We start from the raw sequence: 23,976 nt of genomic DNA on the forward strand, positions 1-23,976 counted from the left end.
GCCGGATCCCCGCGCTACTCTGTCCGGAATTCCAGGTCCTGGAGGAGGCGCCGGAGTGCCGGGTTGGCGACTTTACGGTTCCAGATGGCGTGGAGCTCCACCGGGTCCTCGCTGCTGGGCCCGGCGAGGGGTAGGAATTCGACGCCCTTGATGGCGAGCAGCGTGGCCGAGTGTGGCACAAAAGCCACCCCCCGCCGTGCTGCCACGAGGGAGACCATGGTCAGGATCTGGCTCACGGTGTGGAGGACATTCCCGTGCTGGATGTCATGCATGCGTATCACCAGGTCGTAGAAATAGGCGGCCTGGGTGGGTGAATGCATGATCAGGGGTTCGTCCCGGAGGTCTGCGTCCTCCACGGGCCTGGAAAGCTCCGTCAACCGGTGCCCGGCCGGGACTGCCAGCATCATGGACTCGCGGTAGAGCAGGTGTGAATCAAAGACTTCGCGGTCGAACGGCGGCCGGGCCAGGCCCATATCCAGCTCTCCCGTCAGCAGCCCTTGGATCTGCTCACCCGTGACGAGTTCCTGGAGGTCGATGTCCACCTCGGGAAGGATTGTGGCGATTTCTTCCAGCAGCGGTCCCAGGATGCTGAACCCGCTGGCCGCGGTGAACCCGACGCGCAACACGCCTGCGCGCCCTGTGGCGATCCTGCGCGCGGTAATCGGCGCCCGGTTAGCCAGTGCCATAAGACGCTTGGCTTCGTCCAGGAAGGCGATGCCGGCGGGAGTGAGTTGCACCTTCCTGTTGTCGCGTTCCAGCAGTTCCGTGCCGATGCTTTTCTCCAGTTTCTGGATCTGGCGGCTCAGCGGAGGCTGGGTCATGTTCAGCCTTTCCGCGGCCCGTCCGAAGTGGAGTTCCTCCGCGACGGCAATGAATCCGGCCAGTTGGTCAAAAGTAAACATGATGCCTTTCCGGTATCACCCGATGCATTTTAGGGCTTAGACAGGCATCATAGCGGCTCCCTATAGTCGTCACAGCGAGCCAGTGATTCGGTTCACATCACATGCCGGACCCCCGTTCCGGAGATTTCCTCAAGGAGTTCCAATGATGCACTTCCCCACCCGCCGCACAATTCTCGGTGCGGCCTCTGCCGTGACGCTGCTGGCGCTGACGGCCTGCGGCAATGTCGCCGGCGGCGCAACAGACTCCGCCAAGTACCCCTCCGGGCCCGTGAACCTTTCGGTAGGCCAGGCTGCAGGTGGCAGCACGGACCTGATCGCCCGCGCCCTTGCCGAAGGCGCCTCCAAGACCCTGGGCCAGCCGATGCCCGTTGTGAATAAGCCCGGTGCCAACGGCGCCCTCGCCACCAAGGAAGTGGCAGGCAAGCCCGCCGATGGACAGGAACTGGTCCTCCTCACAGCATCCCTGATCACCATCACTCCGTTGGCCGTCACCCCGGACGAAGCCGTGAACATCGACGACCTGGACATCATCGCCGGCTTGTCGCAGGACGATTACGTGCTGGTTGCAAGCACCCAGTCCGGGTTTAAGACGTTCGACGACGTATCCGGCGCCGGCCGCAACGTCACCTTTGGCACCACGGGCGTTGGCACCGGAAGCCAGCTTGCCCAGACCGTACTCTTCAAGCAGGCGGACGTAAAGGGTACGGACATCCCCTTCGACAGCGGCAAACCGGCCCTGACGGCTGTGCTCGGCAACCAGGTGGAGCTCGCCACTATCCAGCTCGGCGAAGCGATGCCGCAGATCGAAGCCGGTAAGGTGGCACCGCTCCTTGTCTTCTCGGAGGAACGCAACAGCTTCCTGCCGGACACCCCCACTGCCAAGGAAGCCGGCTACGACGTACCGGTAGCCCAGTACCGCGCCGTCGCCGCCCCCAAGGGCACGCCCGCGGACGTCAAGGAGAAACTGCTCGCGGCCTTCCAGGAGACTTTCAAGTCGGATGCCTACAAGGAGTTCAACAAGAAGAACATGCTGACCCCGAAGGAGATTTCCGGTGAGGAAGTAGTCGCCGACTGGAAGGGATACGCAACTAAGTACAAGGAACTGGTGGAGAAGTACGACATCAGCCTCAGCGGAACTAAGTGATTCCTGTGAAAGGAACCCCCGCAGTGCCCGCCGGAGGCAGCACGTCAGCTGCCTCCGGCGGGGACACCCCGAGCACCCTCCCCAGCGAAGTTCCCGATGACCTGACACCAGAGCAACTCGCAGCCCAGTGGGAAGAGGAAAAGCCTCCCGCGGCCGGGGCCCTCGCCAACGCGGCGTCGTCGCTGGTGGTCCTTGGCGTCGGAATTGGCGCGGTCATCCTCTCGGTCTCCATGGGGCTGGGAACGCCGGACAAGCCCCAGCCTGGCCTGTGGCCGTTCATCATCAGCTGCGTCATGGCAGCCCTTGGACTCTTCCAACTAATCCTGGGCCGGCACAACCGCGATGCGGAGAAATTCACCCGGATGTCCGCGGCCCCGCTGACCGGCCTGGTGACGCTCGCCGCCATGGTGGCCCTGATGCCGCTGATCGGTTTTGAGCTGCCGGCCCTGGTCTTGTGCGTTATCTGGATGCGATTCCTGGGCGGCGAAACGTGGCGCTCCACGCTGGTAGTCAGTGCCGCCGTCGTTATTGCCTTCTACGCGATCTTCGTCCTGGCGCTCAACACCTCCATTCCCCACCTCTTCTAGGAGACCCCCGTGGATTTTCTGAATCCCGTTATCAACGGATTTGCGGTTGTCCTGGAGCCGACCAACCTCCTCTACTGCCTGATCGGCGTCGTGATCGGCATGCTGATCGGTGTGCTGCCCGGCCTTGGACCGGCGGCAACCATCGCAATCCTGCTTCCGCTCACGTACAACGTGGAGCCGGTCACCGCCATCATCATGCTGGCCGGCATCTTTTACGGCGCACAGTATGGCGGCACCATCACCTCCGTGCTCCTGCGGCTTCCCGGTGAAGCGTCCTCGGTGGTCACCGTCTTCGACGGCTACCAGATGGCAAAGCAGGGCAGGGCAGGAACGGCACTGGGGCTGGCCTCCATTGGATCCTTCATCGGTGGCACCGCAGCCATCATCGGCCTGACGTTCCTGGCGCCCATCGTGGCAAGTTTCGCCCTGGACTTCGGTGCACCCGAGTACACCGCCCTGGCCATGCTCGGTATCCTCCTTGTGGCCACCATCAGCAGCGGTTCGAAGGCCAAGGCACTCATCGCCGCGGCCCTTGGGCTCCTGCTCGCCACCGTGGGCCGCGACATTTTCACCGGTGAAAGCCGGTTCACGTTCGGCAGCCTGCAACTGGCCGACGGCCTCGACTTTGTGCCGATCGCCATGGGCATCTTCGGACTCGGCGAAATCCTCTACAACCTTGAGGAACGCCACCGGGCCGCCAAGGCGCCGTCGAAAGTCACTAACGTCTGGCCTTCACGCAAGGATCTCAAGCAGGCCTCCGGCGCGATCGGCCGAGGTTCGGTCCTGGGCTTCTTCCTGGGCATCCTGCCCGGCGGCGGTGCCACGATTGCGTCCATGGCCTCCTACGCCTTGGAGAAGAAGCGGGCCAAGCAGCCCGAGCGCTTCGGAAAGGGCGCACCCGAAGGTGTGGCCGGCCCGGAAACTGCCAACAACGCTGCCGCGACGTCTTCCTTTATCCCGCTGCTGACCCTTGGCATCCCCGCCAACGCCACCATGGCGCTGATGTTCGGTGCGCTGCTGATCCAGGGCGTCACGCCCGGACCGCAGCTGGTGGAGCAGAATCCGGAACTCTTCTGGGGCGTGGTGAACTCCATGTACATCGGCAACGTCCTGTTGCTGATCATGAGCCTGCCGCTTGTGGGAATCTTCGTGAAGATCCTCCGCGTCCGGGCTGCCATTCTGGCACCCGTCACGGCCCTGATCACCCTGCTGGGTGCCTACACCATCAACAACAGCATGTTCGACGTCACGCTCGTCGTTGTGTTCGGCATCATCGGCTACCTCATGAAGAAGTTCGGCTTCGAGCCGGGACCCCTGGTGCTGGCCTTCGTACTGGGCGAACTGCTGGAAAGCTCCATGCGCCGCTCGCTGCTCATGTTCGGCGGCGACTCCCTGGGCTTCTTTGGCCGTCCGATCTCCGCAACCCTGCTGGCAGTCTTCGTCCTGGTAGCCGTCCTTCCGGTCATCCGCGGTGCTATCGCCAAGCGCAAATCAATTGCCCCTACGGCTGTCACGCCGGAAATCAAGGAGAAGGTATGAGCATCATCGTCGGATTCGTCCCCACGCCGGCAGGAGAAGCCGCGCTGACGGCAGGCATTGCCGAAGCCAAGCTCCGCAACGAGGACCTGGTGATCGTCAACTCGGCCAGGGAAGGCGCGCTGGTGGATAAGTCAGTGGCACCGGACAATGTCCTGGCACGGGCGGCCAGCCGCGCGGCAGAAGCCGGCGTCATGGCCACCGTGATCCAGCCCCCCTACCAGCACGACCTCGCCGATGAGTTCCTTGACGTCGCCCGCGAGGCCAATGCATCACTGATCGTCATCGGGCTCAGGCACCGGACCCAGGTAGGAAAGTTCATCCTGGGAAGCCACGCCCAGCGGATCCTGATGCAGGCCGACCGCCCGGTCCTCGCCGTCAAGGCGGACGGCGCCTGGGAAGTACCTCGTTCAGCGCGCCCTTAGCCCCGCAGCGCCCCGAGTCCAGTGATGAGTGCATCGAGCCCCAGGCCGAAGGCTACGTCCGCGGGGCGCTCGTCGCCCCGCGCCGCCAGGCTCCGTACGGCCGCACTGAAGTGCGGAGTCGCCTCGGCCATGCTGCCGGCGTCGAAAATGTCCGCCGGCGCCGTGACGTCATAGGCCGAGCCGAAAATGAATGACTCCAGGGCCACGATCGCGGACACGATCCGCTCTTCGGGAAAGCCTGCCGCCACGAAACCGGCGCTCACGGTCTCGTACATGGCCAGGGTCTGCGGTGCGTCCGTCACGGGCAGGACCGCGATGACAGGGATCAGCGGAGTGTGCTGGGCAAAAACATCGCGGTAGCTCCACGCCCACGTCCGCACGGCGTCTTCCCACGGCCGCGCCCCGAATCCCGAAACATCGACCAGGGCCGCGAGGTGGTCCTCCACGAGCAGGAGGACATCACGCTTGGAGGCCACATGGTTGTAAAGGGCCGACGGCGCCACGTCCAGTTGGCGTGCCAAGGCAGCCATCGTGAGGCCGTCGTAGCCCTTCTTGCCGATGAGTTCCAGGGCGGCTGCCGTAATGCCGGCTTGGTCCAGCAGGGCCGCCGAGGGGCGGCCGGCCCGGCGTCGTGCGCCCTTTGCCCCGTCAGCGGGTCCCGTGGCGACGCCGGCGGCGGTACTGGTGCCGGCTTTTCCGGCGGTGGTTCCTGGTGCGGCGGCAGCCGGCATGGTGCGGGCCCTTTCGTGGGGGTTCCCCAGCATTATTCCACCCACGTCTTCCCGAGCGCGGCGTGAACCGCTATAGTTCTAATAAATGAATGGCATTCATTTAGTGGCGCGTATCACTGGCGCAGCCACAGAGAGGACATCATGCTGAACCTAAACCGCGACGTTGTGGTCGTTGGAGCGGGACCCTCCGGGTTGACCGCAGCCCGTGAACTGAAGAAAGCGGGACTGACCGTGGCCGTGCTGGAAGCCCGGGACCGCGTGGGTGGCCGCACCTGGACGGACACCGTGGACGGGGCCATGCTGGAGATCGGCGGCCAGTGGGTCTCGCCGGACCAGACGGTGCTCCTGGACCTGCTGGATGAACTGGGCCTGAAGACCTATTCCCGCTACCGCAGTGGCGAGTCCGTCTACATCGGAGCCGACGGCAAACCTGTTCGCTACACCGGCGACTCCTTCCCGGTGGACCCGGCCACCGCCGTCGAAATGGACAAACTCATTGCCCTGCTGGACGGACTGGCCGCCGAAATCGGTGCTACCGAACCCTGGGCGCATCCCAAAGCCCGGGACCTGGACACGGTTTCCTTCCACCACTGGCTGCGCGCCAACTCCGACAACGAGGAAGCGTGCAACAATATCGGCCTGTTCATCGCCGGCGGCATGCTCACCAAGCCCGCGCACGCCTTCTCCGCGCTCCAGGCCGTACTGATGGCAGCCTCTGCCGGGTCCTTCACCCACCTCACCGACGAGGACTTCATCCTGGACAAGCGCGTGGTGGGCGGAATGCAGCAGGTCTCCCTGCTGCAGGCGCGGGAGTTGGGTGACGACGTCGTTCTCGACAGTCCCGTGCGAACCATCAACTGGGAGCATGATGAGGACGGCCACCGCGTCACCGTCGTATCCGAGCGGGCAACCGTGAATGCACGGTTTGTGATCATGGCCGTGCCGCCTAACCTTTATTCGCGTGTTTCCTTCAACCCGCCGCTGCCGCGCCGCCAGCACCAGATGCACCAGCACCAGTCGCTGGGCCTGGTCATCAAGGTCCATGCCGTCTACAGCACGCCGTTCTGGCGCGAGGAGGGCCTTTCCGGGACCGGATTCGGCGCCGGCTCGCTGGTCCAGGAGGTCTACGACAACACCAACCACGGCGATGCACGCGGGACTTTGGTGGGCTTTATCTCGGATGAAAAGGCCGACGCCGTCTTCGAGTTGGGTGCCGACGAACGCAAGCGCCTGGTGCTTGAGTCGATCGCCGGGTTCCTGGGGGACAGGGCGCTGGACCCCGAGGTGTATTACGAATCGGATTGGGGCTCCGAGGAGTGGACCCGGGGCGCATACGCGTCCAGCTACGACCTGGGCGGGCTCCACCGCTACGGAAAAGACCAGCACACCCCCGTCGGCCCCATCTACTGGTGCTCCTCGGACCTCGCCGCGGAAGGCTACCAGCACGTGGACGGAGCCATCCGAATGGGCCGGCTCACTGCCGCCCGAATTGCCGAAGTTGCCCGTGTGGCCGAGCCGGCCGGCGTGTAGCTGTCAGCCGGGTCAGCACTCGGCGGCCCGATTCCAGGGCGGGTGGCCTCGACGAAGGCGGCATACCCAGGAACGGGCTGACCCCCGCCTATACGGTCGAAAAGTAGCCGTTCGTGCCAGTCAGGTAGTAGAAAGGGGTGAACCCGGTTCTTTCGCCAGCCGGGATATTGCACCGAATAATTGATGCGTCCTCCAGCCTCAATAAGTGATATTGCACACTTGCCCGGGGCGAGCCGACGGCGTCGCAAATGTCCGATAACCGGCTTGCTCCGCGCAGTGCCAGATGCTCAATTATTTGGGTGCGGACAGGATTGGTGCGGAGCTCGATTGTTTCCCTTGTGATGGGATCTGCAATTCTTGTGCCCGTCATGGTGCCGTTCATCCTGCCGCCTTTCAAAAGTTGAATCGCAATTACACCCCAGCAGTGTTGCGGGCACATTTCAGCCGGGTTATTCATGCCGTTCGACTCACGATGGAACCGAGTATGATGGTTAAGCTCGTCGACAGCGGGGGTAGCCCGTAAGAAGGAAACGCCTATGAGTTCGGCGAAGCAGTCCAGCATGCAGCAAACGGGGGCCCTTCGGCAGAAACCGTTGATGAACATGCGGCAGATCCTCTTGATGAATATCGGGTTTTTCGGGATCCAGTACAGTTTCGGGATGCAGCAGACCGCGATTAACCCGGTCTACGAGTTCCTCGGCGCAGACCCCGCCGATCTGCCCATCCTCAACTTGGCAGGGCCGATCACCGGCCTCCTCATCCAGCCCCTCATTGGGGCCCTCTCGGACCGCACCTGGAGCCCTCGGTGGGGGCGCCGCAAGCCGTTCTTCCTCATTGGCGCAATCGGCTGCGCCCTGTGCCTGTTCCTGTTCCCCTTCGTCACCGCGGTCTGGATGGCGGTGATGTTGCTGTGGCTCCTGGATGCGAGCAACAACACGGCCATGGAGCCGTACCGTGCGTTCATAGCCGATAAACTGCCTCCTTCCCAGCTCGGTAAGGGCTTCCTGGCCCAGGCGTTCTTCACCGGCCTCGGCATCACCCTGGCCAATATCTCCCTGTTCGTCTTCCAGCAAATCATCCAGGGGGCCACCGAAGCCGGCATCCCGTACTGGGTGGTCGGCTCATTCATGGTTGGTGCCGTGTGCTCGATCGCCACAGTGCTCGTCTCCGTCCTGACCACGCCGGAGACCCCGCCATCCAAAGAGGAGCTCGCGGCATTGCGAGCGATGAAGGGCGGCCTCGTTCCCGCGGTCAAGGAGATCGCCGAGGCGATTCGCGTGATGCCGCGCCAGCTGCGCAAGCTCGCAGTCGTGTACCTGTTCCAGTGGTACGGCATGGTCTGCTACTGGCAGTTCGTGGCTCTGTCCGTTGCCAAGTCAGTGTTCCCGGACAACCTGCAAGGCAAGGAAGATGCTGTCGCCTGGACCGGCCTCGTCAACGGCTGGTACAACATCATCACCTTCAGCGTCGCCTTTGCCCTGGTTGCCTTCGCACGGCGTCGCGGCGCCAAAATGGTCCACTGCGTATGCCTGTTGCTGGCGGCTGCCGGGCTGGTGATCTTCCCGTTCATCGACAACAAGTTCCTGATCTTCCTCCCGATCATCGGCCTCGGGATCGCCTGGGCCTCCATCATGGGAGTGCCCTACATCATGGCAGTCCGGATGATCCCCTCAAGCAGGTACGGCGTCTACATGGGCATCATCAACATGATGATCGTGGTGCCAATGATGATTCAGTCGGTGACGTTCGGTTGGATCTACGAGCATCTGCTGGGAGCCAACCCGAACAATGCGATCGTGTTCGCCGGTGTGCTCCTCGGTCTGGCCGCGGTCACCATGCTGTGGATCAAGGAACCGCCGATCATCGACGACGTCGACGACGTCACCCACGTCCCGGCGTCGGCGCATTGAGAGAGGCAGCCATGCATTTCTTGGTGGGGGACAAGGTAGTTATGAACCCGCCATAGTCGGGCTGGAGGAAGCAAGTTGACTACGATGGTCGTAATCCTTCTTTTGAAACGATGCAACCGCAGGGGAACTCAATGATGAACGCTCCAGTAATGCTCAACGACAACGGTGCCTGGTGCTGGTTCCAGGATGATCGGGCGCTGATCGATCCCGTGAACAACACCCTGCTGGTGGGCTCCGTCCCCGCACCCGAGGGGCCGGGCGGCGAACACCGCGGCGGCAACGTCGAAGTGGCGGTCCTGGACCTGGCCACGGGTGTAAGCCAAGTCCACGTCCTCCACGAGCATCTCGAATCGGACGACCACAACGCGCCGGCGCTGCTGATCCGTCCGGACGGGCACTACCTGGCGATGTACGCCAAGCACAAGACGGACAATTACTCTCGCTGGCGTGTTTCAGTCCGGCCGCATGACGCCAGCGAGTGGGAGCCCGAACAGGCCTTCGACTGGACCGAACTCGCAGGCGGCCGCGGCGCCACCTATTCCAACCTGCACCGCCTCGCCAACGAGTCACGGACCTACAACTTCGTCCGTGCCATCAACGATGACCCCACCCTGATGGTTTCCGACGACGACGGCGCCACCTGGAGCTACGGCGGAAAGCTCTTTACCCGTCCCAAGGTGGGCTACGTCAACGGCTACACCCGGTACTGCTCCAACGGCACGGACCGGATCGACCTCATCACCACCGACCACCATCCCCGGGACTACAACAACAGCATTTACCACGGCTATGTCCAGGGGGATGCCCTGCACGATGCGGCCGGGCAGGTCATCAGCAAGCCCGTGATCGGGTCCGCCGGGGTCAGCCAGGTTGGGTTGACCACCATCTTCGAGGCAGGCACCGAGCTCGACGGCGATGTCCTCACCCACGGATGGACCGCCGACCTGCGAAGGCAGGGAGGCCAACTTGCCGCGATCATCACCTGCCGCGCCAACGACGTCAACGGTGTGCTGAAGCGGGAGCAACGCCTCGACGTCGACGATCACCGCCTGCTGTACGCACGCTTTGACGGCTCGGCCTGGAGCCTCCACCCGCTCGCTGTCGCGGGGCCCGCCCTGCTCCCGCACGAACAGGACTACACCGGGCTAGGTGCCGTGGATCCTCACGACCTTGACCACGTTTACATCTCCGCGCCGGTGGATCCGCGCTCCGGAGGCCCGACGGACCACTACGAGATTTATTCGGGACGGACGTCCGACGGCGGCGCGAGCTGGGACTGGGAGGCCGTCACCTCCGATTCCGAAGTGGACAACCTGCGCCCCCTGGTGGTCCCGGGGGACGCAGGCGTGCATGCCCTCTGCTGGTTCCGGGGCTCCATGCGGTCATCCCAGTCGTACAACACGGAGATCGTCGCCGTCGTCACGGAGAACAGGGGAGCTGAGGCCCGGTAGGCGCCTACTGCCGGGCGGTCAGTGCGGCGAAGACAGCCGGGAGCAGGACGTCGTTCCTGCCCCACACGGGGTCCAGGATCTCCACGTACCAGGAGTCGGCCAGCAGCAATGCCAAGCTTTCGTTGCTTTCCTCCGCCCAGTCCCGGATCTGATCCTCGGTGACCGGATTCTCACTGGAACCCAACACTGTCACTACCTCGCCGCCGTCGAGCGTTACCGCTATGGACGCACTGCTGGACTCACCGGGGGCGTGGGCAACGGTGACGAGGTCGGACCGGGTGGACAGAGCCAGCAGGTCGGCGGCGGTTTCGGCGCTGCAGAATCCTGTGACGTACTGGCGCTGCGCGCTTTCCCCGACCTGCAGGCCGGGCTGGGATTCCTTGGTGAAGAGACCACTTCTGTTAAGAGCTGCCAGTTCGACGGCGATGGGTTCAGTTTCGTCGTCATAGCGGACCGTGAAGGTAGCCGCCTGGTACTCACTTTTCCCTTCGAGCCAGCGCGCCGTCAGTTCCCCGGCGGCGTCAAGAGTGGTGGCTTGCCGCCAGGCACCCTTGTCCTCCAGGTTCCTGCCGAACTGGTCACGGACTTCCGCTTCTGTGGGTTCCATCCTCGGATGCTACCGGCGTCTTGTGGCTGCACTCCAGCCACAACGACACAGCACTTAACCTCGGACCTGTGGGCGTGGATTTACAACTGACCCACAGGAGCTGTCAGCGTGAAGGTCGATGCCTTGTCGCCGTAGTCATCGCTGATCTCGATGGTGGTGGGTCCGTTCTTGATGTCAAATGCAATCACTCCACTGTGGACCTGGCCAGCCGGGCTGTCCATCTCGCTCGGCAGGGCACCCTCCTCCAGATAAATGCCCTCGCCCTCGTTACCGTCCGCATCGTAGGCCTCAAAGTTGGCAGGGCTGGGGGAGCTCATTCCAGTGAGCGTCTCCCAAGACACCTCCACCAGAAGGAACCCGCCGTTGTTCGGAGTCATGTAGGACATGGAGGGAATCTCTGTGACATAGAGGGAATCTATGACGGTGACCTTTGCTGTATTGCCATCGGACACAGTAACCACGAAGGAGTTGGCGTTGCCGGAAGGTGGTGCGGGTGCTGCTTCGCTGGCGGTGTCCTCCGCAGCGGCCGACTGCGTGGCCGGCGACTTCTGAAGCTGCTCCATCATTGCTGCGGTGGACGCAATGGCAACGAGCCCATACAGGATTCCCACGACCAGCCCGACGAGCCACACGACGCCCGTGACGATCCATGCCGTCTTCTTGCTCTCCGTGTACCCCTCCAGCGGTCGGCCGTCTTTGTCCCTGGCATTGCCGGTCAACGTGATGATCAGGTCAACGATGGACCAGATGCCGAGTCCGCCGGCGGTCAGCAGCTTGGCAATGCCGGTGCCGATCTTGCCCAGGTAAAAGCGGTCCACACCCAGGCTGCCGAGGAGGAGGGACAGGATCCAGGTGGTCATGAAGGACTTGCCCGGACCATTGGTGTAGGGAACGTAGCCGTAAGGGCCTGAACCTGGTCCTGGCTGGTACCCGCCCTGCGGTGCTCCCTGGTATTGCCCTTCAAAACTGGACGGTGCGTTCGGGATCGGCGGAGCTCCTGCTCCGGTGTCATTCTGGGGCGAGTGGGGGTAAGGGGGGTGACTCATGTTTGCTGGATCCCGTTTCTGTTTGGCCGATGGCGCTCACAGCACGGGGATCCACGATCGGCTGCCCCCAGTACCGATGATGCTTTGAAAATTCTAGACGACGGCCTGCGGTCCCCGCGCACGGTGACCTTAGGTATCCCGTCTACACGGAGTGACCGTTTCGTCGCCTGGCGCCACCAAGGCGCTACTCCTTATTCCTTAATCCGCGTTCCTACCCTCTGTGAGCCACAACGTGTCGCCCTCAACCCGGTCCAGCTCATCCGCGGCGAAGTAGGCGTGACCGGCCAGGAAACCGGACCTGTCGACTTTCACATAGCCAATCCGCAGCAGCCTCTCTGCGGCATGCCGGGGCAACTTGGAGGACACAGCAAAGCCATCGATCACGCTGTTGACGAGGCCTCCTGTTTCAGGGTTTGTCTGGCCATCCGAGGTCACTGCCTCCGGATCGCCCATTTTCAGGTCCTCTACCTTGCCGATCTTCTTCCCATCCGACGCTACGACGTGCATTCCTTCACGCACTTGCTCGATGACCGCCATGACCTTCTCCTTTTGTGCACGCAACCGCTGAGTGCAAGACCAGTTTAAACCTGACGTGTGACCAGCAATAGGGGCTGTCAGGCGAGCAGCATGTGAATGGTGTTGCGGATTGTTGAAGCGACGAGGGTATCGTCGAGTTCCGTGGATAGCTGCTAGCGATCAAGAGTGCCTTGCTTTTGACTGCTTCCTGAACCGATTTGACCATCTCAATCGACCGTCCAAAACCCGAGGGCCATGGGGTCGGAGATGACCCATTCTTTGCTTCCGGACCTTGCCATTGCGGCCGGCAAGATCCCCGGCATCTCATGGGCCTCCGGCGCGGAAGCGGCCATCCGAACACCACCCTGGAAAGTTTGGACGAGCCTCTCCCCGAAGGGTTGGGAAGAGCTACTCACGCCGCAGGCCCCCGCGGAACGCGAACAACCCGACACCTCAGACGCCGCCTGGGAGCTCTGAATATGGGGTCGGCGCAGTACTGGCGGCGGATTGAGCGCTAAGCCGACTGGGACTTGTGCTGTGCAAGATCTCTGGCCAAGGTCACGACGAGTATGGCTTCGGCTTGGAGACCTGAGGAGGGGCAAAGCGTGTGGATGTCGTCGTCGGGGCCATGCCGCCGGACCTGCGGGGACTTCAGCTTCCTCGATATGAACCGGGAAGCCAGCGAGTTGGCAGCGATCATGCCCTCCTCCCCGGCTGAGTTGCCGCAGACACACGTCTGGCTGGTTACGTCTTTATTGATGAGTTCTGCTGCTCGGCCATGATTCACCCCAAATGGATCGAAAATTCCGAGGTATTCCTGTTCAACCTAATGCGTACGGAGCCAGTTTTTTGCGTTCACTGCCAAGGGGGGTCGGTGGTCCGACCCCCCTTGGCAGCCGATTCTGTCGCTGCGTCACTTTGCTGCGGCGGGCGCATTCTCGGCGAGCCGCTTGTTGAGCCGGTCGACCTCATCCAAGACTTCCGTTGCAGCCCAGGCCCGGTGGCGCTGGGATGTCCCGACCAAGCTGATGACTCCGGCCTCGGTGAGCCGTTCCAGGGCGCCGTACACGGACTTCTCAGCAACGCCGGCAGCGTAGGCGGCGCTGTGGGCCTCAAACACAGGCCGCTCGAGCAGCCAGGGGATGATCTTCTCGTCGGCAGACCCCTTTCGGGGTTTCGCCATCTCCACCCACTGTGCAGGCAGGGCATCCAAGGCTGATACGGATTCACGTGCCGCATCCGAAGCGTGGAGAGCCGATTGAGCCAGGTACAGGACGAAAGGGTCAACATCGCCGGTCCGGTAGTTGTTGACCAGGCTGAAGTACATGTCGACGTTGGCGACCATCGCCGAGGCAATGGGTGTGACGGTGTTCTTGGTGAGTCCGCGGCGACGGGAGATCGCTCCGATTAGAGCACGCCCGATGCGTCCATTGCCGTCTGTGAAGGGGTGAATGGACTCAAACTGGGCGTGAGCGATGGCGGCCTGAGCCATGATCGGGATGTCCTTGCGGTTGCAGAAGACCATCAGGTCCGCCATCAGGTCCGGAACGAGCTCCGGCGGGGGTGGGACGTGTATAGCTCCGCGAGGCGAGTAATCGCTGCCACCGATCCAGTTCTGAACATCCCGCACCTTCCCGGCGTGCGGGCCGTCGACCGGATCGTCCTTCATAAGGGTGTGGTGAGCCGCGAGCAGGTCCTTCAGCAGGATCTCGCCGGTGTGGCCCGCGGCGTTGATCATCGCCTGCACCGCGTCAGCAGCAGCAACCATGGATCGCGCGTTGGCGCTGGCTTTCAGCCCGACCATGGCGCGTGCATAGTCCTCGCGGTTGGCGTTGACGTGCTCGATCTTGGAAGACGATACTGCTTCACTGCGCAGCAGGAAGCCGCTGATAGCGGCCATACGGGAGCTCGCTGTGACATCCAGGGAGGCAACCCCTACGGCCGCCTCTTCAAGGGCAACTATGGTTTCGCGGCTGGGGGAGTACCAGAGGTCGGAGATCTGGGGCGGCAGGGAGACGACCACTTCCGTGAAATCGCGGTCCTCACGGGGTGGCCGGCCCGAGGATTTCCATGGCATGGTTTTGCTTCCATGCGCTGGCCAGAAATCGGTCATCGGTTCTCCTAAGTCTGAATAAGAGCGAGCTTATTCCTATTTTCGGGCCAAAGTACGAATAACGGCGTCACTGGTCATGGTTTGTGACGATCCAGTGGGGTGCAGCGCTCGGCGGCCACCGCCGACACGCTCCGGCGCTTCTCGTCGTCACCACGGTGGTGCTTGTGCTCGCTGTGGTGATGATGGTCGCGGCGGCGGTGAGGGTCGCCGTGGTAAAGACCTCGGCGAAACGTTCCGGTGTCAGGGTCTTCGTGCGCCCTTTGTAGGCCCCGCGCTGTTTCTAGTGGGCAATGCCTGCCTGCTTGCGTTCTCTGATGAGGGAGCGTTCGAATTTCGGCGAAGGGCGCCCATGACGGATAGACCTGCAAAACCCCGAATTAGTCACGGAACGGGAGTTCTCGCAGCTACTTCTACTCCCGTGGTTTTAGTGCCGATAACCGACGTTACATAAAGAAACGCGTCGGTACCCGGGACGCTACCCCTGACTACAACACCGTTTGTGCCATATTTATCCCGTGCTTCCCATTTCCGAAATCTGGCGAATCAGCAGGACCGTGGATGAACGCTGGCGCAGCCCGGTAGCCGATTCCGTTGCAGCGGCTTGGGGCTTTCCGGCGGGCTCCGCCCGGTGGCTGCGGTCGAGTGCCACCCACGTCTTCGTCATCCCGGCCCCGGACGGAAGCGAGCCGCCTGCCTATCTGCGATTTGCCCGGGATGGGTCCACGGCCGCAGTGAAGCTCGCCAACTCGATGCCGCTGCTGGCTGGCTGGGCCGGCCAGGGGCTGGGTGCCGTGGCGCCGATCCCGAGCAACAACGGCCAGCTTTCTGAAGCCGTCGAGACTCCGGACGGCCGGGTCGTTGCGATGCTTGTGCCCGCGGCCGCGGGCGCGGAACTTTCCGTCGAGGAGCTTTCCGCCGGGCACGCAGCCAAGTGGGGAGCAGCGCTGGCTGGCCTTCACGCCAGTGGAAATGGAGCTCCGGAGCCGGCACCACCCAGAGTGGACACGCCGCCAGTTCAGGAACAATCGGGCGGGACGCTCCCGGGAGGGTTAGCTAAGGATCCATTGAGATGCGCCATCCGGTCCGTCGAGGACGAAATCGCAAAACTCGACCCGGACCAGTACTCGCACGGCATCTGCCACGGTGACTTTGAATTGGACAACATCCGGTTCGGTCCCGGGGGAGTAGCGTTCTTCGACGCCGATGAGGCTCACCACGGCTGGTTCGCCGCCGACGTCGCCCTTGCCGTCCGGGACCTGACCGGAACCACCCTGGGCTCCAGAGAACGGCCCGAGTTATTGGCAGCATTCCTGGCGGGTTACCGCAGCCGGCGAGCCTTCACGTCAGCCGAGGAGGCCAGCTTGCCCCTGCACTCGCTGGCCGCATCCGCTCGCATGATCGGGCAACTGGAGGGCGTCTTGGATGCGGGCGATGGTGAGCGGCCCGATTGGGTCCGGGAATTGGACGCTTCACTGCGGGAACATCAACGCTGGCACCGGGACCGCCTCCTGCGGAACGGGATCTGACCGCAGTCAGGCAATCATTCAGCGGGCGCCGGAATTCCCGCCGCTTTTTCGGCCTCGGTCAAGGCCAGGCGAAGGCGCGCGACGGCGGGGGCATACCCCTGATGCGGGACGGCCCGTAGCTGCTCGGCTTCTCGCATTGCCCTAATCACTGCCGCGGTTTCGGGCTGCCGGACGTCGGTCATGGCCGGGTAATCGATGCAATAGGCCGGATCCAGCTCATACCGGCTCCACCGTGCCAGCAGCGTGCTGTGTTCAGCCTGCGCTGCCGTATAAAGCGGCTGCTCCTGCCGGCGCTGGCGCCGAGTAGTCTGCCACGCCATGATTCGAGGATGGCTCCGGTAGGCCGCCACCCCCGTTGCTCCGCCCACAGCGGCCAGCACAACCCCTGCCCACGGCGAGGCCAGTGTGGGAATGAGGATCGCGGGGACCGCCACTGCCGAGCCCATAAATACGTCCCAGAACAAAGTGTCGGAGGCGCGGCCGGCCGGCTCCGGCGCAGAGTGAAGGCGCACGGCAAAAACCGTCGCCGCCACCGCGCACGCCAGCACAGCTCCCCAGAACAACAGCTGCCAGGTTCCCGAAAGGACGGATTCTAATAAGGCGGGCACCGCGGCACCTCCCAGCGTCAGGCCCGGCCCAGGACTCCGGGATCCTTCTTCCATTGCAACCCCTGCGGGCAGCCGGGTCAATGGGTAGAGCGCGGGCAGTGCTGCGGGCTGGCGGAGCTCCCGGATCGAACCTACTCAGCGGCGGCGCCACCGCGTAGCGTATGACCATGCGACTCAAAATGTGCAGCATCCACGTCAAGGACCCCGCCGCCGCCCACACGTTCTACACGGAAACCCTGGGTTTCGAGACCCTGATGGCCATGCCCGAACACAACCTGTTCATCATCAAGGACCCAGGCTCCGGCGCCGGGTCGGTGGGACTCCTGCTGGAGCCCAGTGACAACCCCATCGGGGCGGACTACATGAACGCCGTGCACGACGCCGGGCTCCCGGCCATCGTCATGGGCGTCCCCGATGTGCAGGCGGAGTACAACCGACTGGTCGCCGCCGGCGTCACCTTCCAAGGTCAACCGTCCGAGGACCCCTCCGGCATCAGCGCAGTGTTCGACGACGGCTGCGGAAACTTCGTGCAGCTGCACCAGGACTGACGCCTGCCTAGCCCGCCCCCGGACACAACAGAGGCTTGTTCGCAGATCCGAACCACGAAGGTCCGGATCCGCGAACAAGCCTCGGATTCGCGGGGCGAAACGGACTACTCGGCCTTGGCGCGTGCCTTTTTGGCGTCCTTCTTGGCTGCCTCGTCCTTGACCCGCTGGGCTTCGGCGCGGACGGCGGCGTGCGTGGCGCGCTCGGTGACCAGCCACGCCGGGGGCGCCTGAAGCAGCGCGGTGATTTCCGCCGTCGTCAGCGCTTCCTCCACACCGCCGCGGGCCAGGCCGCTGATGGAAACGTTCAGCTTCTGGGCCACCACGGGGCGCGGGTGCGGCCCGTTGCGCCGGAGTTCGGCGAGCCACTCCGGCGGGTTGGCCTGGAGCTCGGCGAAATCGGCGCGGGTGATGGTCGAATCCTGGAACTCCTGCGGTGTTGCGGGCAGGTAGATGCCAAGCTTCTTGGCAACGGTGGCCGGCTTCATGGACTGGGAGTTTGCAGAGGTCATGCTTCAAGGGTATCCGGGCGGGCGGTACTGTGAAGACGTGCCCGCTGACAATGAATCCCCGCAGAACGCCGCGCCCTCCGATAACAGCCCCGCTGACTCGCCGGAGGAAGAGGCGCCTCGGGTACTGCGCTTCGCCTACGTGGCCGGCGTGACGCCGGGCAAGTGGATCCGCCGCTGGGAAGAGCGTGTGCTGGATATACCGCTGCAGTCTTTTATGTCCGACGACGGCGCGCAGCTGGAAGTGCTGCGTGACGGTTCCGCGGACCTCAGCTTCGTCCGGCTCCCCGTGGACCGCGAAGGCCTCAGTGTGATTCTCCTGTATGAGGAGCAGCCCGTAGTGGTCGCCCCCAAGGGACACGAGATCTCGGTGTTTGAGGAAGTGGCGCTGGCGGACCTGGCCGAAGAGACGTTCCTGGACGTGGCCGAACTCGGCGGAGCGGAAATGGCCATGCAGGTGGTGGCCTCCGGGGCGGGCCTGGTCATTCTGCCAATGTCCGTGGCGCGCCACTTCAACGTCAAGGACACCGTTGCCCGGCGCCTGACTGGTGCGCCTGCCACGGAGATCGCCGTGGCCTGGCCCAGCGAATCCACGGACGAGATCATTGAAGAGTTCATAGGGATTGTCCGTGGCCGGACGGCGCAGAGTTCGCGGCAGCCTTCAGCCCAGCAGGAAAAGCCTAAGCGGGAACCGAAGCCGGACCGGCGGGGACCTGCGGTCAAGAAGCCCAAGGTGGCGCAGAGGTATGCCCCGAATCCGGACAAGGGCCGGGGCAAGGGCTCCCGGAAAAAGGGCAAGCGCTAGAGTTCCAGAGCCCCAACCAGCGCATAATCGGCCACCGGCCAAGGGAGAATAATAAGCATACTTGCAATTCATATGGTAAGCATGCTTATTGTGGAGGCGGAAGCGGTGCACCAGAAGAGGTGCCACCACGCCCAATCCGCCATCCACAGGAGGCCGCGGTCGATGAGCAGCAATCTTGATCCAGATGCCCGGAACAGCTACCGCCTGCTGACACTGGCCGCGCGAATGGTCCAGCGGCGGCAGGACGATGCCCTTGCGCCGCTGGGCCTGACCCGCGCCGCCGTCATCGCACTCGAGGGTCTTTCGGCTGGGCCGCTCAACCAGGAACAGTTGGCAGCCGCGGTACACGTGCAGAGCCAGACCTTGGGCCGGGTCCTGCTCCGGCTGGAGGGGACGGGCCACATCACGCGGACGCGGCAGACCGTTGACCGCAGGCAATTCAAGGTTGAACTCACCGAAGTTGGCGCGGCAGCCCTGGCTGCGGCAGCGCAGGCGGAGATCCGCGCTTATCCCCAGGACCCGGCCATCGGGTGGAAAGTCCTCCGGGAGGAACTTGCCAAGCTGGTAGGTTCGCTGCCGAGTCCGGACCCGGATTCCGCCGTCGTGCGGTTCCCTGAGCCGGAAGAGCGGCATCCCCGCAGCGCGGGAGACCATGCCGCCAAGCTCCATGGGGTGGACAGTCCGAAGGTCGAGCATCGGCGCGGGTGAGCTGTGCTGAGCCGCCCGGGAGCGGCCCCGCCCATGAGCGCGGCCGGTTCGGCGGATGGGGGACCTGCAGCTAGGCCGGGCAGGCTTCCTTCAATGCTGTAACCGACTCAGCCGGAACTTGGTCTCCGGCTTCGGCGATCTGGCCCAGCGGGGTTGTGATGTCTGAGGGGACGCCGGCTGTTTCGGCGGCGGCCACCAGCCCGCCAAGTACTGCCTTGTCCTCCACGCTGACCAGGCCATCCTGGATCACCGCGCAGATTTGCCTGGTGACCTCATCCGCCGCGGCGGTGGCCACCTTCGAGGCGGCGTCGCTGGCGGCTGTTTCGGCGGCCTCCTGCACCGATCCGCAGCCGGCGAGGACAAGCATCAGGGGGACGGCGGACAGGGCGGCAAGGCAGCGTTTCATTCCTCCAGCCTAGCGGCCCAGGAAAATTCGTCCGATTCAATATCGTTGGATTGTTGAACAATCCGAGGATTTAGGGCATTCTTGGTAGAGCACACCCATGAGATGAGGATCACAATGGTAAGCATCGACCTGAACAGTGACGTAGGTGAATCGTTCGGACGCTGGACGCTCGGCGATGACTCGGCCATGTTCCGCTCCGTCAGCAGCGCGAACGTGGCGTGCGGCTTCCATGCCGGCGATCCCAGTGTGATCAGGGCAACGTGCCGCAAGGCCGCGGCCGCGAACGTGGTCATCGGCGCGCATGTGGGCTACCGGGACCTTGCTGGCTTCGGCCGCCGCTTCCTGGACATCAGCCCCGGCGAACTGGCGGACGACGTCGTCTACCAGCTCGGCGCGCTGCAGGCGCTGGCCGCTGCGGAAGGCGCCCAGGTCCGGTACGTCAAGCCCCACGGCGGCCTGTACAACGCCATCGTCCATCACACCGCCCAGGCGCAGGCCGTGGTGGACGCCGTGAAGTCCGTGGACCCGGGACTTCCCATTCTTGGCCTTCCGGGCTCCGAGGTGCTCCGGCTCGCCGAAGCGGCCGGGCTGCGGCCGGTCACTGAAGCTTTCGCGGACCGGGCCTACAACCCCGACGGCACCCTGGTTTCCCGCACCCTGCCCGGCGCCGTGCTGGAGGACCCAGCGCAGGTGGCCGAGCACGTGCTCCGGATGGCCACCGAATCATCCGTCCGCACCGTCGACGGGTCCGTCCTGAAGATCCACGCCGAAAGCATCTGCGTCCACGGCGACTCCCCCGGCGCCGTGGAGATGGCCATCGCGGTCAAAGACGCGCTTGCCGCCGCCGGTGTCACGATCTCGGCCTTCGCCGGAGCGGCCGCGTGATTCCGATGGAAACAGTCAGCAAAACCAGCGCGGCAGCCCGTGTCCTCGCCGTCCGGCCGGTAGGCACGACGGCGGTTCTCGCCGAACTCTCCGGGCTCCATGACGTGCTGGCCCTGCAGGCACTGCTCCTGGAAGAGCCGCTGCCCGGCCAGGTGGATGTCCTGGCCGCCGCCGAAACCGTGATGGTCAAGGCGGACTCGCCCGCGGCCGCACGCCGAATGGGCAGCCTGCTGCTGGGCATGGACCTGACGGTCCAATCCCACGCCGAAGGCAAGCTGGTGCAGATCGATACCGTGTACGACGGCGAGGACCTCGCCGAAGTAGCGCGGCTCACCGGCATCAGCGCCCACGGCGTCATCGCCGCCCACACCGGACAGATCTGGACCGTGGCCTTTGGTGGCTTCGCCCCGGGCTTTGGCTACATGGTGGGGGAGAACCAGGTCCTTGAAGTTCCACGCCGGAGTTCGCCCCGGACCGCCGTCCCGGCAGGCTCGGTGGCCCTGGCGGGCAACTACTCCGCCGTATACCCGCGGAAGTCCCCGGGTGGCTGGCAACTAATCGGCCGGACCGCGGCGCACATGTGGGACCTCAGCCGCGAGCAGCCGGCCTTGGCCGCGCCAGGCGACCGCGTGCAGTTCCGGGCGGTGCGGGAGCTCGTTGAGGTTGCCCCTCAGTCAACTGCTTCCGACGCCGCTCGCCGCGAAAACGCCACCACGAACGCCACTGGAACCCAGTCCGGCCTGCGGATCCTGTCACCGGGACTCCAAAGCCTCATCCAGGACCTTGGCCGTCCCGGCCACGCCGGCCTGGGCGTGTCCTCCGCCGGAGCCCTGGACCGCTCTTCCCTGCGCCGCGCCAACCGGATCGTGGGCAACCAGCCGTCGGCCGCCGTCGTCGAATCCGTTGCGGGCGGGCTGCGCGTGCAGGCGGTGGGGGACCAGGTCCTGGCAGTCACCGGTGCGCCGTCGGTACTGACTGTTGTGACGCCGTCGTCCGCTTCTGGCGAAGCCGCACCGCAAGATGATCAACCGGAGCAGGTTCGCACCGTGCCCATGGCCACGGCATTTGCCCTGCTGGACGGCGAGATCCTGACCATCGGGGCGCCGGAGCGCGGCTTCCGCACCTACCTCGCTATCCGCGGCGGGGCGCTGGCCGACGCCGTGCTCGGAAGCCGGTCCACGGACACCATGTCCGGGATCGGGCCTGCGCCGCTGGCCGCCGGGCAGCTGCTGGGCGCGGGCGCTGCCACATCCTCCAACGTGGTGGGCAACCCCGAACTGCAGCCTGATTTCCCGGATACCGGCGTCACAGTCCTGGACATCGTCCCCGGCCCGCGCGATGACTGGTTCGACGACGCCGCGCTGGAATCGCTCTGCAGCCAGGACTGGGCCGTAACGCCCCGCTCCAACCGGGTGGGCATGCGCCTGGACGGCCAGCCGCTGAACCGGAGCCGGGATGGTGAACTGCCCAGCGAAGGAACCATGGCCGGCGCGCTCCAGATCCCGCCCGAAGGCCAGCCCGTGCTTTTCCTGGCCGACCACCCCATCACGGGCGGCTACCCGGTGATCGGCGTGGTGGTGGACCACCAGCTTGACCTGGCCGCCCAGGTGCCGATCGGCGGCTCCATCCGCTTTCGCTGGGCTCCCGGCTACGGGCTGCCCGCCAGCTTTTCCTCTCCCAAAACTTCCCAGACAAAAGTGAGCAACTGATGCGCAAGGTCCTGATCGCCAACCGCGGAGAAATCGCCGTCCGAATTGCCCGCGCCTGCGAGGACGCAGGCCTGGAATCCGTAGCGGTGTACGCGGACGTGGACGCCGACGCCATGCACGTTGGCGCCGCCACCGAGGCCTACAGCCTGGGCGGCAACGCGCCGTCGGAAACCTACCTGGACATCCCCAAACTGTTACAGGCAGCCGCGGCTTCCGGTGCTGACGCCATCCATCCCGGCTACGGCTTCCTGTCCGAGAACGCCGGCTTTGCCCAGGCCGTCCTGGACGCGGGCCTGACTTGGATCGGCCCCACGCCGGAGGCCATCCGGCAGCTTGGCAACAAGATCACCGCGCGTGAGATCGCTGTCCGGGCGGGGGCTCCGCTGGTGGCCGGCAGCGACGGGCCGGTGGCCACGGCCGCCGAGGCACGCGAGTTCGCCGAACAGCACGGCCTGCCCATCGCCATCAAGGCGGCCTTTGGGGGTGGCGGGCGCGGGCTGAAAGTGGTCCGGGAACTGGACCAGATCGAGGAATCCTTCGACTCGGCAGTCCGCGAAGCTGTGGTGGCCTTCGGCCGCGGCGAGTGCTTTGTGGAGCGGTACCTGGACCGGCCCCGGCACGTGGAAGCGCAGGTGCTGGCGGACCAGCACGGCAACGTGGTGGTGGTGGGAACCCGCGACTGCTCGCTTCAGCGCCGGCACCAGAAACTCGTTGAAGAGGCGCCCGCGCCGTTCCTGACCGAAGCTCAGACCCGGCAAATTTACGACGCCGCCAAGGCAGTCTGCCGCGAAGCCTCCTACTCAGGGGCCGGAACGGTGGAATTCCTGGTTGCCGCAGACGGTACCGTCGCCTTCCTTGAGGTGAACACCCGCCTGCAGGTGGAGCACCCCATCACCGAGGAGACCACGGGAATCGACCTCGTCCAGGAGCAGCTCCGCATCGCCGCCGGCGAGCCGCTGCGTTTCACTTCCGATCCCGCACCGCGCGGCCACTCCTTCGAATTCCGGCTCAACGCCGAGGACGTGGGCCGGGGCTTCCTCCCGTCACCCGGGACGATCACCAGCTTCAGCGGTCCCACCGGTCCGGGCATCCGGCTCGACTCCGGAGTCCGTTCCGGCTCCATCGTGGCGCCACAGTTCGATTCCCTGCTGGCCAAGCTGATCGTCACCGGCGCCGACCGCCAGCAGGCGCTCCGCCGGGCCCGCCGCGCTCTCGCAGAAATGCAGATCACGGGCGTTGCCACCGTCCTGCCGTTCCACCGCGCGGTTGTCCAGGCTCCGGACTTCACCTCCGAAACCGCCCTCGGCATCCACACCCGGTGGATCGAGACGGACTTCGCCGATTCGATCGCGGCGGATCCGGAGTTCGGCACGTCCGTTCCGGATGGTGAGCGGCGCACCATTACCGTCGACGTCGACGGCCGGCGCCTCGCCGTCGGCCTTCCCGCGGTCCTGCTGGATGGCTGGGCGCGGTCCGGCGGGGCTGTGCCCGACGGGGTTTCTGTTGCCTCCTCGCCGACGGCGGCCGACGGCGGTGCTGCCGCCACCTCTGGGGATCCGGGTGAGCTCCGCGCGGGCATGTCCGGCACGGTGGTGAAGTGGCTCGTGGAGCCTGGAGCCGAGGTTGCTGCGGGGGATCCCGTGGTGGTGCTTGAGGCCATGAAGATGGAAACCCAGGTCGCCGCGCACCGTGACGGTAAGGTCACCGACGTCAGGGCCAAGTCCGGCGGGGTTGTTATGGCCGGAGCCGTGCTGGCGCTGATCAGTTAGCAGCTGGA

At 64.6% G+C, this 23,976-nt stretch carries 27 protein-coding genes; 16 read left to right on the plus strand and 11 right to left on the minus strand.

Annotated elements, in window-relative coordinates; translation table 11 throughout:
* Positions 1-14: 14 nt before the first annotated feature.
* Positions 15-902: a LysR family transcriptional regulator gene (locus ACLKOZ_RS03515; protein WP_436472830.1), complete on the minus strand. Its 888-nt coding sequence runs from the start codon at positions 900-902 to the stop codon at positions 15-17.
* 142 nt (positions 903-1,044) lie between these two features.
* Between ACLKOZ_RS03515 and ACLKOZ_RS03520 the strand changes: the two genes are divergently transcribed.
* The 4 genes from ACLKOZ_RS03520 to ACLKOZ_RS03535 are packed head-to-tail and all read left to right on the plus strand — an operon-like array spanning position 1,045 to position 4,594.
* Complete coding sequence (locus tag ACLKOZ_RS03520) at positions 1,045-2,046, plus strand: Bug family tripartite tricarboxylate transporter substrate binding protein (protein ID WP_337345208.1); 1,002 nt, start codon at positions 1,045-1,047, stop codon at positions 2,044-2,046.
* A gap of 5 nt (positions 2,047-2,051) precedes the next feature.
* The gene (locus ACLKOZ_RS03525; RefSeq protein ID WP_337345209.1) at positions 2,052-2,633 is read left to right on the plus strand and encodes a tripartite tricarboxylate transporter TctB family protein; all 582 of its coding nucleotides are present in this window, start codon (positions 2,052-2,054) and stop codon (positions 2,631-2,633) included.
* Positions 2,634-2,642: 9 nt separating this feature from the next.
* Positions 2,643-4,172 carry a tripartite tricarboxylate transporter permease gene (locus ACLKOZ_RS03530; protein WP_436472832.1) on the plus strand — a complete coding sequence of 510 codons (1,530 nt, stop codon included), beginning with the start codon at positions 2,643-2,645 and terminating at the stop codon, positions 4,170-4,172.
* Positions 4,169-4,594 carry a universal stress protein gene (locus tag ACLKOZ_RS03535; RefSeq protein WP_436472834.1) on the plus strand — a complete coding sequence of 142 codons (426 nt, stop codon included), beginning with the start codon at positions 4,169-4,171 and terminating at the stop codon, positions 4,592-4,594. Before ACLKOZ_RS03530 ends, ACLKOZ_RS03535 begins: the two co-directional genes overlap by 4 nt.
* Here ACLKOZ_RS03535 and ACLKOZ_RS03540 read toward each other — a convergent pair.
* Positions 4,591-5,358, minus strand: a complete 768-nt coding sequence (locus ACLKOZ_RS03540; protein ID WP_436472836.1) for a TetR/AcrR family transcriptional regulator — start codon at positions 5,356-5,358, stop codon at positions 4,591-4,593. The two genes, ACLKOZ_RS03535 and ACLKOZ_RS03540, sit on opposite strands and share 4 nt — an antisense overlap.
* A gap of 108 nt (positions 5,359-5,466) precedes the next feature.
* Here ACLKOZ_RS03540 and ACLKOZ_RS03545 point away from each other — a divergent pair, with 108 nt between their 5' ends.
* A complete protein-coding gene (locus tag ACLKOZ_RS03545; protein WP_337345213.1) occupies positions 5,467-6,855 on the plus strand; it encodes a flavin monoamine oxidase family protein in 1,389 nt (462 codons plus the stop codon).
* Between the two features lie 88 nt (positions 6,856-6,943).
* Here the strand turns inward: ACLKOZ_RS03545 and ACLKOZ_RS03550 are convergent, their stop codons facing one another.
* A complete protein-coding gene (locus tag ACLKOZ_RS03550) occupies positions 6,944-7,459 on the minus strand; it encodes a hypothetical protein (RefSeq protein WP_436472838.1) in 516 nt (171 codons plus the stop codon).
* Positions 7,460-7,514: 55 nt separating this feature from the next.
* Between ACLKOZ_RS03550 and ACLKOZ_RS03555 the strand changes: the two genes are divergently transcribed.
* Both ACLKOZ_RS03555 and ACLKOZ_RS03560 read left to right on the plus strand, forming a co-directional pair.
* Positions 7,515-8,765 (plus strand): MFS transporter, encoded by a 1,251-nt coding sequence (locus tag ACLKOZ_RS03555; protein WP_436472840.1) that lies wholly within the window; start codon positions 7,515-7,517, stop codon positions 8,763-8,765.
* Between the two features lie 134 nt (positions 8,766-8,899).
* Positions 8,900-10,216, plus strand: a complete 1,317-nt coding sequence (locus ACLKOZ_RS03560; RefSeq protein WP_436472842.1) for a BNR-4 repeat-containing protein — start codon at positions 8,900-8,902, stop codon at positions 10,214-10,216.
* 4 nt (positions 10,217-10,220) lie between these two features.
* On the opposite strand, the gene ACLKOZ_RS03565 is transcribed toward ACLKOZ_RS03560, so the two are convergent.
* The 3 genes from ACLKOZ_RS03565 to ACLKOZ_RS03575 all read right to left on the minus strand — a co-directional run bounded on the left by ACLKOZ_RS03565 (position 10,221) and on the right by ACLKOZ_RS03575 (position 12,406).
* Complete coding sequence (locus ACLKOZ_RS03565; protein WP_436472844.1) at positions 10,221-10,823, minus strand: DUF6919 domain-containing protein; 603 nt, start codon at positions 10,821-10,823, stop codon at positions 10,221-10,223.
* A gap of 80 nt (positions 10,824-10,903) precedes the next feature.
* Complete coding sequence (locus ACLKOZ_RS03570; protein ID WP_436472846.1) at positions 10,904-11,869, minus strand: NINE protein; 966 nt, start codon at positions 11,867-11,869, stop codon at positions 10,904-10,906.
* 198 nt (positions 11,870-12,067) lie between these two features.
* Positions 12,068-12,406 carry a hypothetical protein gene (locus ACLKOZ_RS03575; protein WP_436472848.1) on the minus strand — a complete coding sequence of 113 codons (339 nt, stop codon included), beginning with the start codon at positions 12,404-12,406 and terminating at the stop codon, positions 12,068-12,070.
* 246 nt (positions 12,407-12,652) lie between these two features.
* Between ACLKOZ_RS03575 and ACLKOZ_RS03580 the strand changes: the two genes are divergently transcribed.
* Positions 12,653-12,862 carry a hypothetical protein gene (locus ACLKOZ_RS03580; protein ID WP_436472850.1) on the plus strand — a complete coding sequence of 70 codons (210 nt, stop codon included), beginning with the start codon at positions 12,653-12,655 and terminating at the stop codon, positions 12,860-12,862.
* 37 nt (positions 12,863-12,899) lie between these two features.
* Here ACLKOZ_RS03580 and ACLKOZ_RS03585 read toward each other — a convergent pair whose 3' ends face one another.
* Positions 12,900-13,085: a hypothetical protein gene (locus ACLKOZ_RS03585; protein WP_436472852.1), complete on the minus strand. Its 186-nt coding sequence runs from the start codon at positions 13,083-13,085 to the stop codon at positions 12,900-12,902.
* A gap of 213 nt (positions 13,086-13,298) precedes the next feature.
* The gene (locus ACLKOZ_RS03590; RefSeq protein WP_436472854.1) at positions 13,299-14,498 is read right to left on the minus strand and encodes a Fic family protein; all 1,200 of its coding nucleotides are present in this window, start codon (positions 14,496-14,498) and stop codon (positions 13,299-13,301) included.
* Between the two features lie 83 nt (positions 14,499-14,581).
* Here ACLKOZ_RS03590 and ACLKOZ_RS03595 point away from each other — a divergent pair, with 83 nt between their 5' ends.
* Both ACLKOZ_RS03595 and ACLKOZ_RS03600 read left to right on the plus strand, forming a co-directional pair.
* A complete protein-coding gene (locus tag ACLKOZ_RS03595; RefSeq protein ID WP_436472856.1) occupies positions 14,582-14,764 on the plus strand; it encodes a hypothetical protein in 183 nt (60 codons plus the stop codon).
* 249 nt (positions 14,765-15,013) lie between these two features.
* Positions 15,014-16,024 (plus strand): phosphotransferase enzyme family protein, encoded by a 1,011-nt coding sequence (locus ACLKOZ_RS03600; protein ID WP_436472857.1) that lies wholly within the window; start codon positions 15,014-15,016, stop codon positions 16,022-16,024.
* A 14-nt stretch (positions 16,025-16,038) separates the two neighbouring features.
* On the opposite strand, the gene ACLKOZ_RS03605 is transcribed toward ACLKOZ_RS03600, so the two are convergent.
* Complete coding sequence (locus ACLKOZ_RS03605; protein WP_436472859.1) at positions 16,039-16,686, minus strand: hypothetical protein; 648 nt, start codon at positions 16,684-16,686, stop codon at positions 16,039-16,041.
* A 113-nt stretch (positions 16,687-16,799) separates the two neighbouring features.
* Here ACLKOZ_RS03605 and ACLKOZ_RS03610 point away from each other — a divergent pair, with 113 nt between their 5' ends.
* Complete coding sequence (locus ACLKOZ_RS03610; protein ID WP_436472861.1) at positions 16,800-17,180, plus strand: VOC family protein; 381 nt, start codon at positions 16,800-16,802, stop codon at positions 17,178-17,180.
* Positions 17,181-17,284: 104 nt separating this feature from the next.
* On the opposite strand, the gene ACLKOZ_RS03615 is transcribed toward ACLKOZ_RS03610, so the two are convergent.
* Complete coding sequence (locus tag ACLKOZ_RS03615; RefSeq protein WP_337345224.1) at positions 17,285-17,689, minus strand: DUF5997 family protein; 405 nt, start codon at positions 17,687-17,689, stop codon at positions 17,285-17,287.
* Positions 17,690-17,726: 37 nt separating this feature from the next.
* Here ACLKOZ_RS03615 and ACLKOZ_RS03620 point away from each other — a divergent pair, with 37 nt between their 5' ends.
* Together ACLKOZ_RS03620 and ACLKOZ_RS03625 are read left to right on the plus strand one after the other, a co-directional pair.
* Positions 17,727-18,491, plus strand: coding sequence for a LysR family substrate-binding domain-containing protein (locus ACLKOZ_RS03620; protein ID WP_436472863.1), 765 nt, complete (start codon positions 17,727-17,729; stop codon positions 18,489-18,491).
* Positions 18,492-18,653: 162 nt separating this feature from the next.
* Positions 18,654-19,199 (plus strand): MarR family winged helix-turn-helix transcriptional regulator, encoded by a 546-nt coding sequence (locus ACLKOZ_RS03625; RefSeq protein WP_436472865.1) that lies wholly within the window; start codon positions 18,654-18,656, stop codon positions 19,197-19,199.
* A gap of 70 nt (positions 19,200-19,269) precedes the next feature.
* On the opposite strand, the gene ACLKOZ_RS03630 is transcribed toward ACLKOZ_RS03625, so the two are convergent.
* Positions 19,270-19,605, minus strand: a complete 336-nt coding sequence (locus tag ACLKOZ_RS03630; RefSeq protein WP_376044832.1) for a hypothetical protein — start codon at positions 19,603-19,605, stop codon at positions 19,270-19,272.
* A 114-nt stretch (positions 19,606-19,719) separates the two neighbouring features.
* Here ACLKOZ_RS03630 and ACLKOZ_RS03635 point away from each other — a divergent pair, with 114 nt between their 5' ends.
* Genes ACLKOZ_RS03635 through ACLKOZ_RS03645 form a run of 3 tightly spaced genes read left to right on the plus strand, consistent with a single transcriptional unit; the run spans position 19,720 to position 23,968 of the window.
* Positions 19,720-20,490 carry a LamB/YcsF family protein gene (locus tag ACLKOZ_RS03635; RefSeq protein WP_436472955.1) on the plus strand — a complete coding sequence of 257 codons (771 nt, stop codon included), beginning with the start codon at positions 19,720-19,722 and terminating at the stop codon, positions 20,488-20,490.
* Between the two features lie 5 nt (positions 20,491-20,495).
* A complete protein-coding gene (locus tag ACLKOZ_RS03640; protein WP_436472957.1) occupies positions 20,496-22,199 on the plus strand; it encodes a 5-oxoprolinase/urea amidolyase family protein in 1,704 nt (567 codons plus the stop codon).
* Positions 22,199-23,968, plus strand: a complete 1,770-nt coding sequence (locus tag ACLKOZ_RS03645) for an acetyl/propionyl/methylcrotonyl-CoA carboxylase subunit alpha (RefSeq protein WP_436472867.1) — start codon at positions 22,199-22,201, stop codon at positions 23,966-23,968. The genes ACLKOZ_RS03640 and ACLKOZ_RS03645 overlap by 1 nt, the downstream gene beginning before the upstream one ends.
* Positions 23,969-23,976 lie beyond the last annotated feature (8 nt).

Source organism: Arthrobacter sp. R4 (assembly GCF_051365025.1).
Lineage (GTDB): Bacteria > Actinomycetota > Actinomycetes > Actinomycetales > Micrococcaceae > Arthrobacter.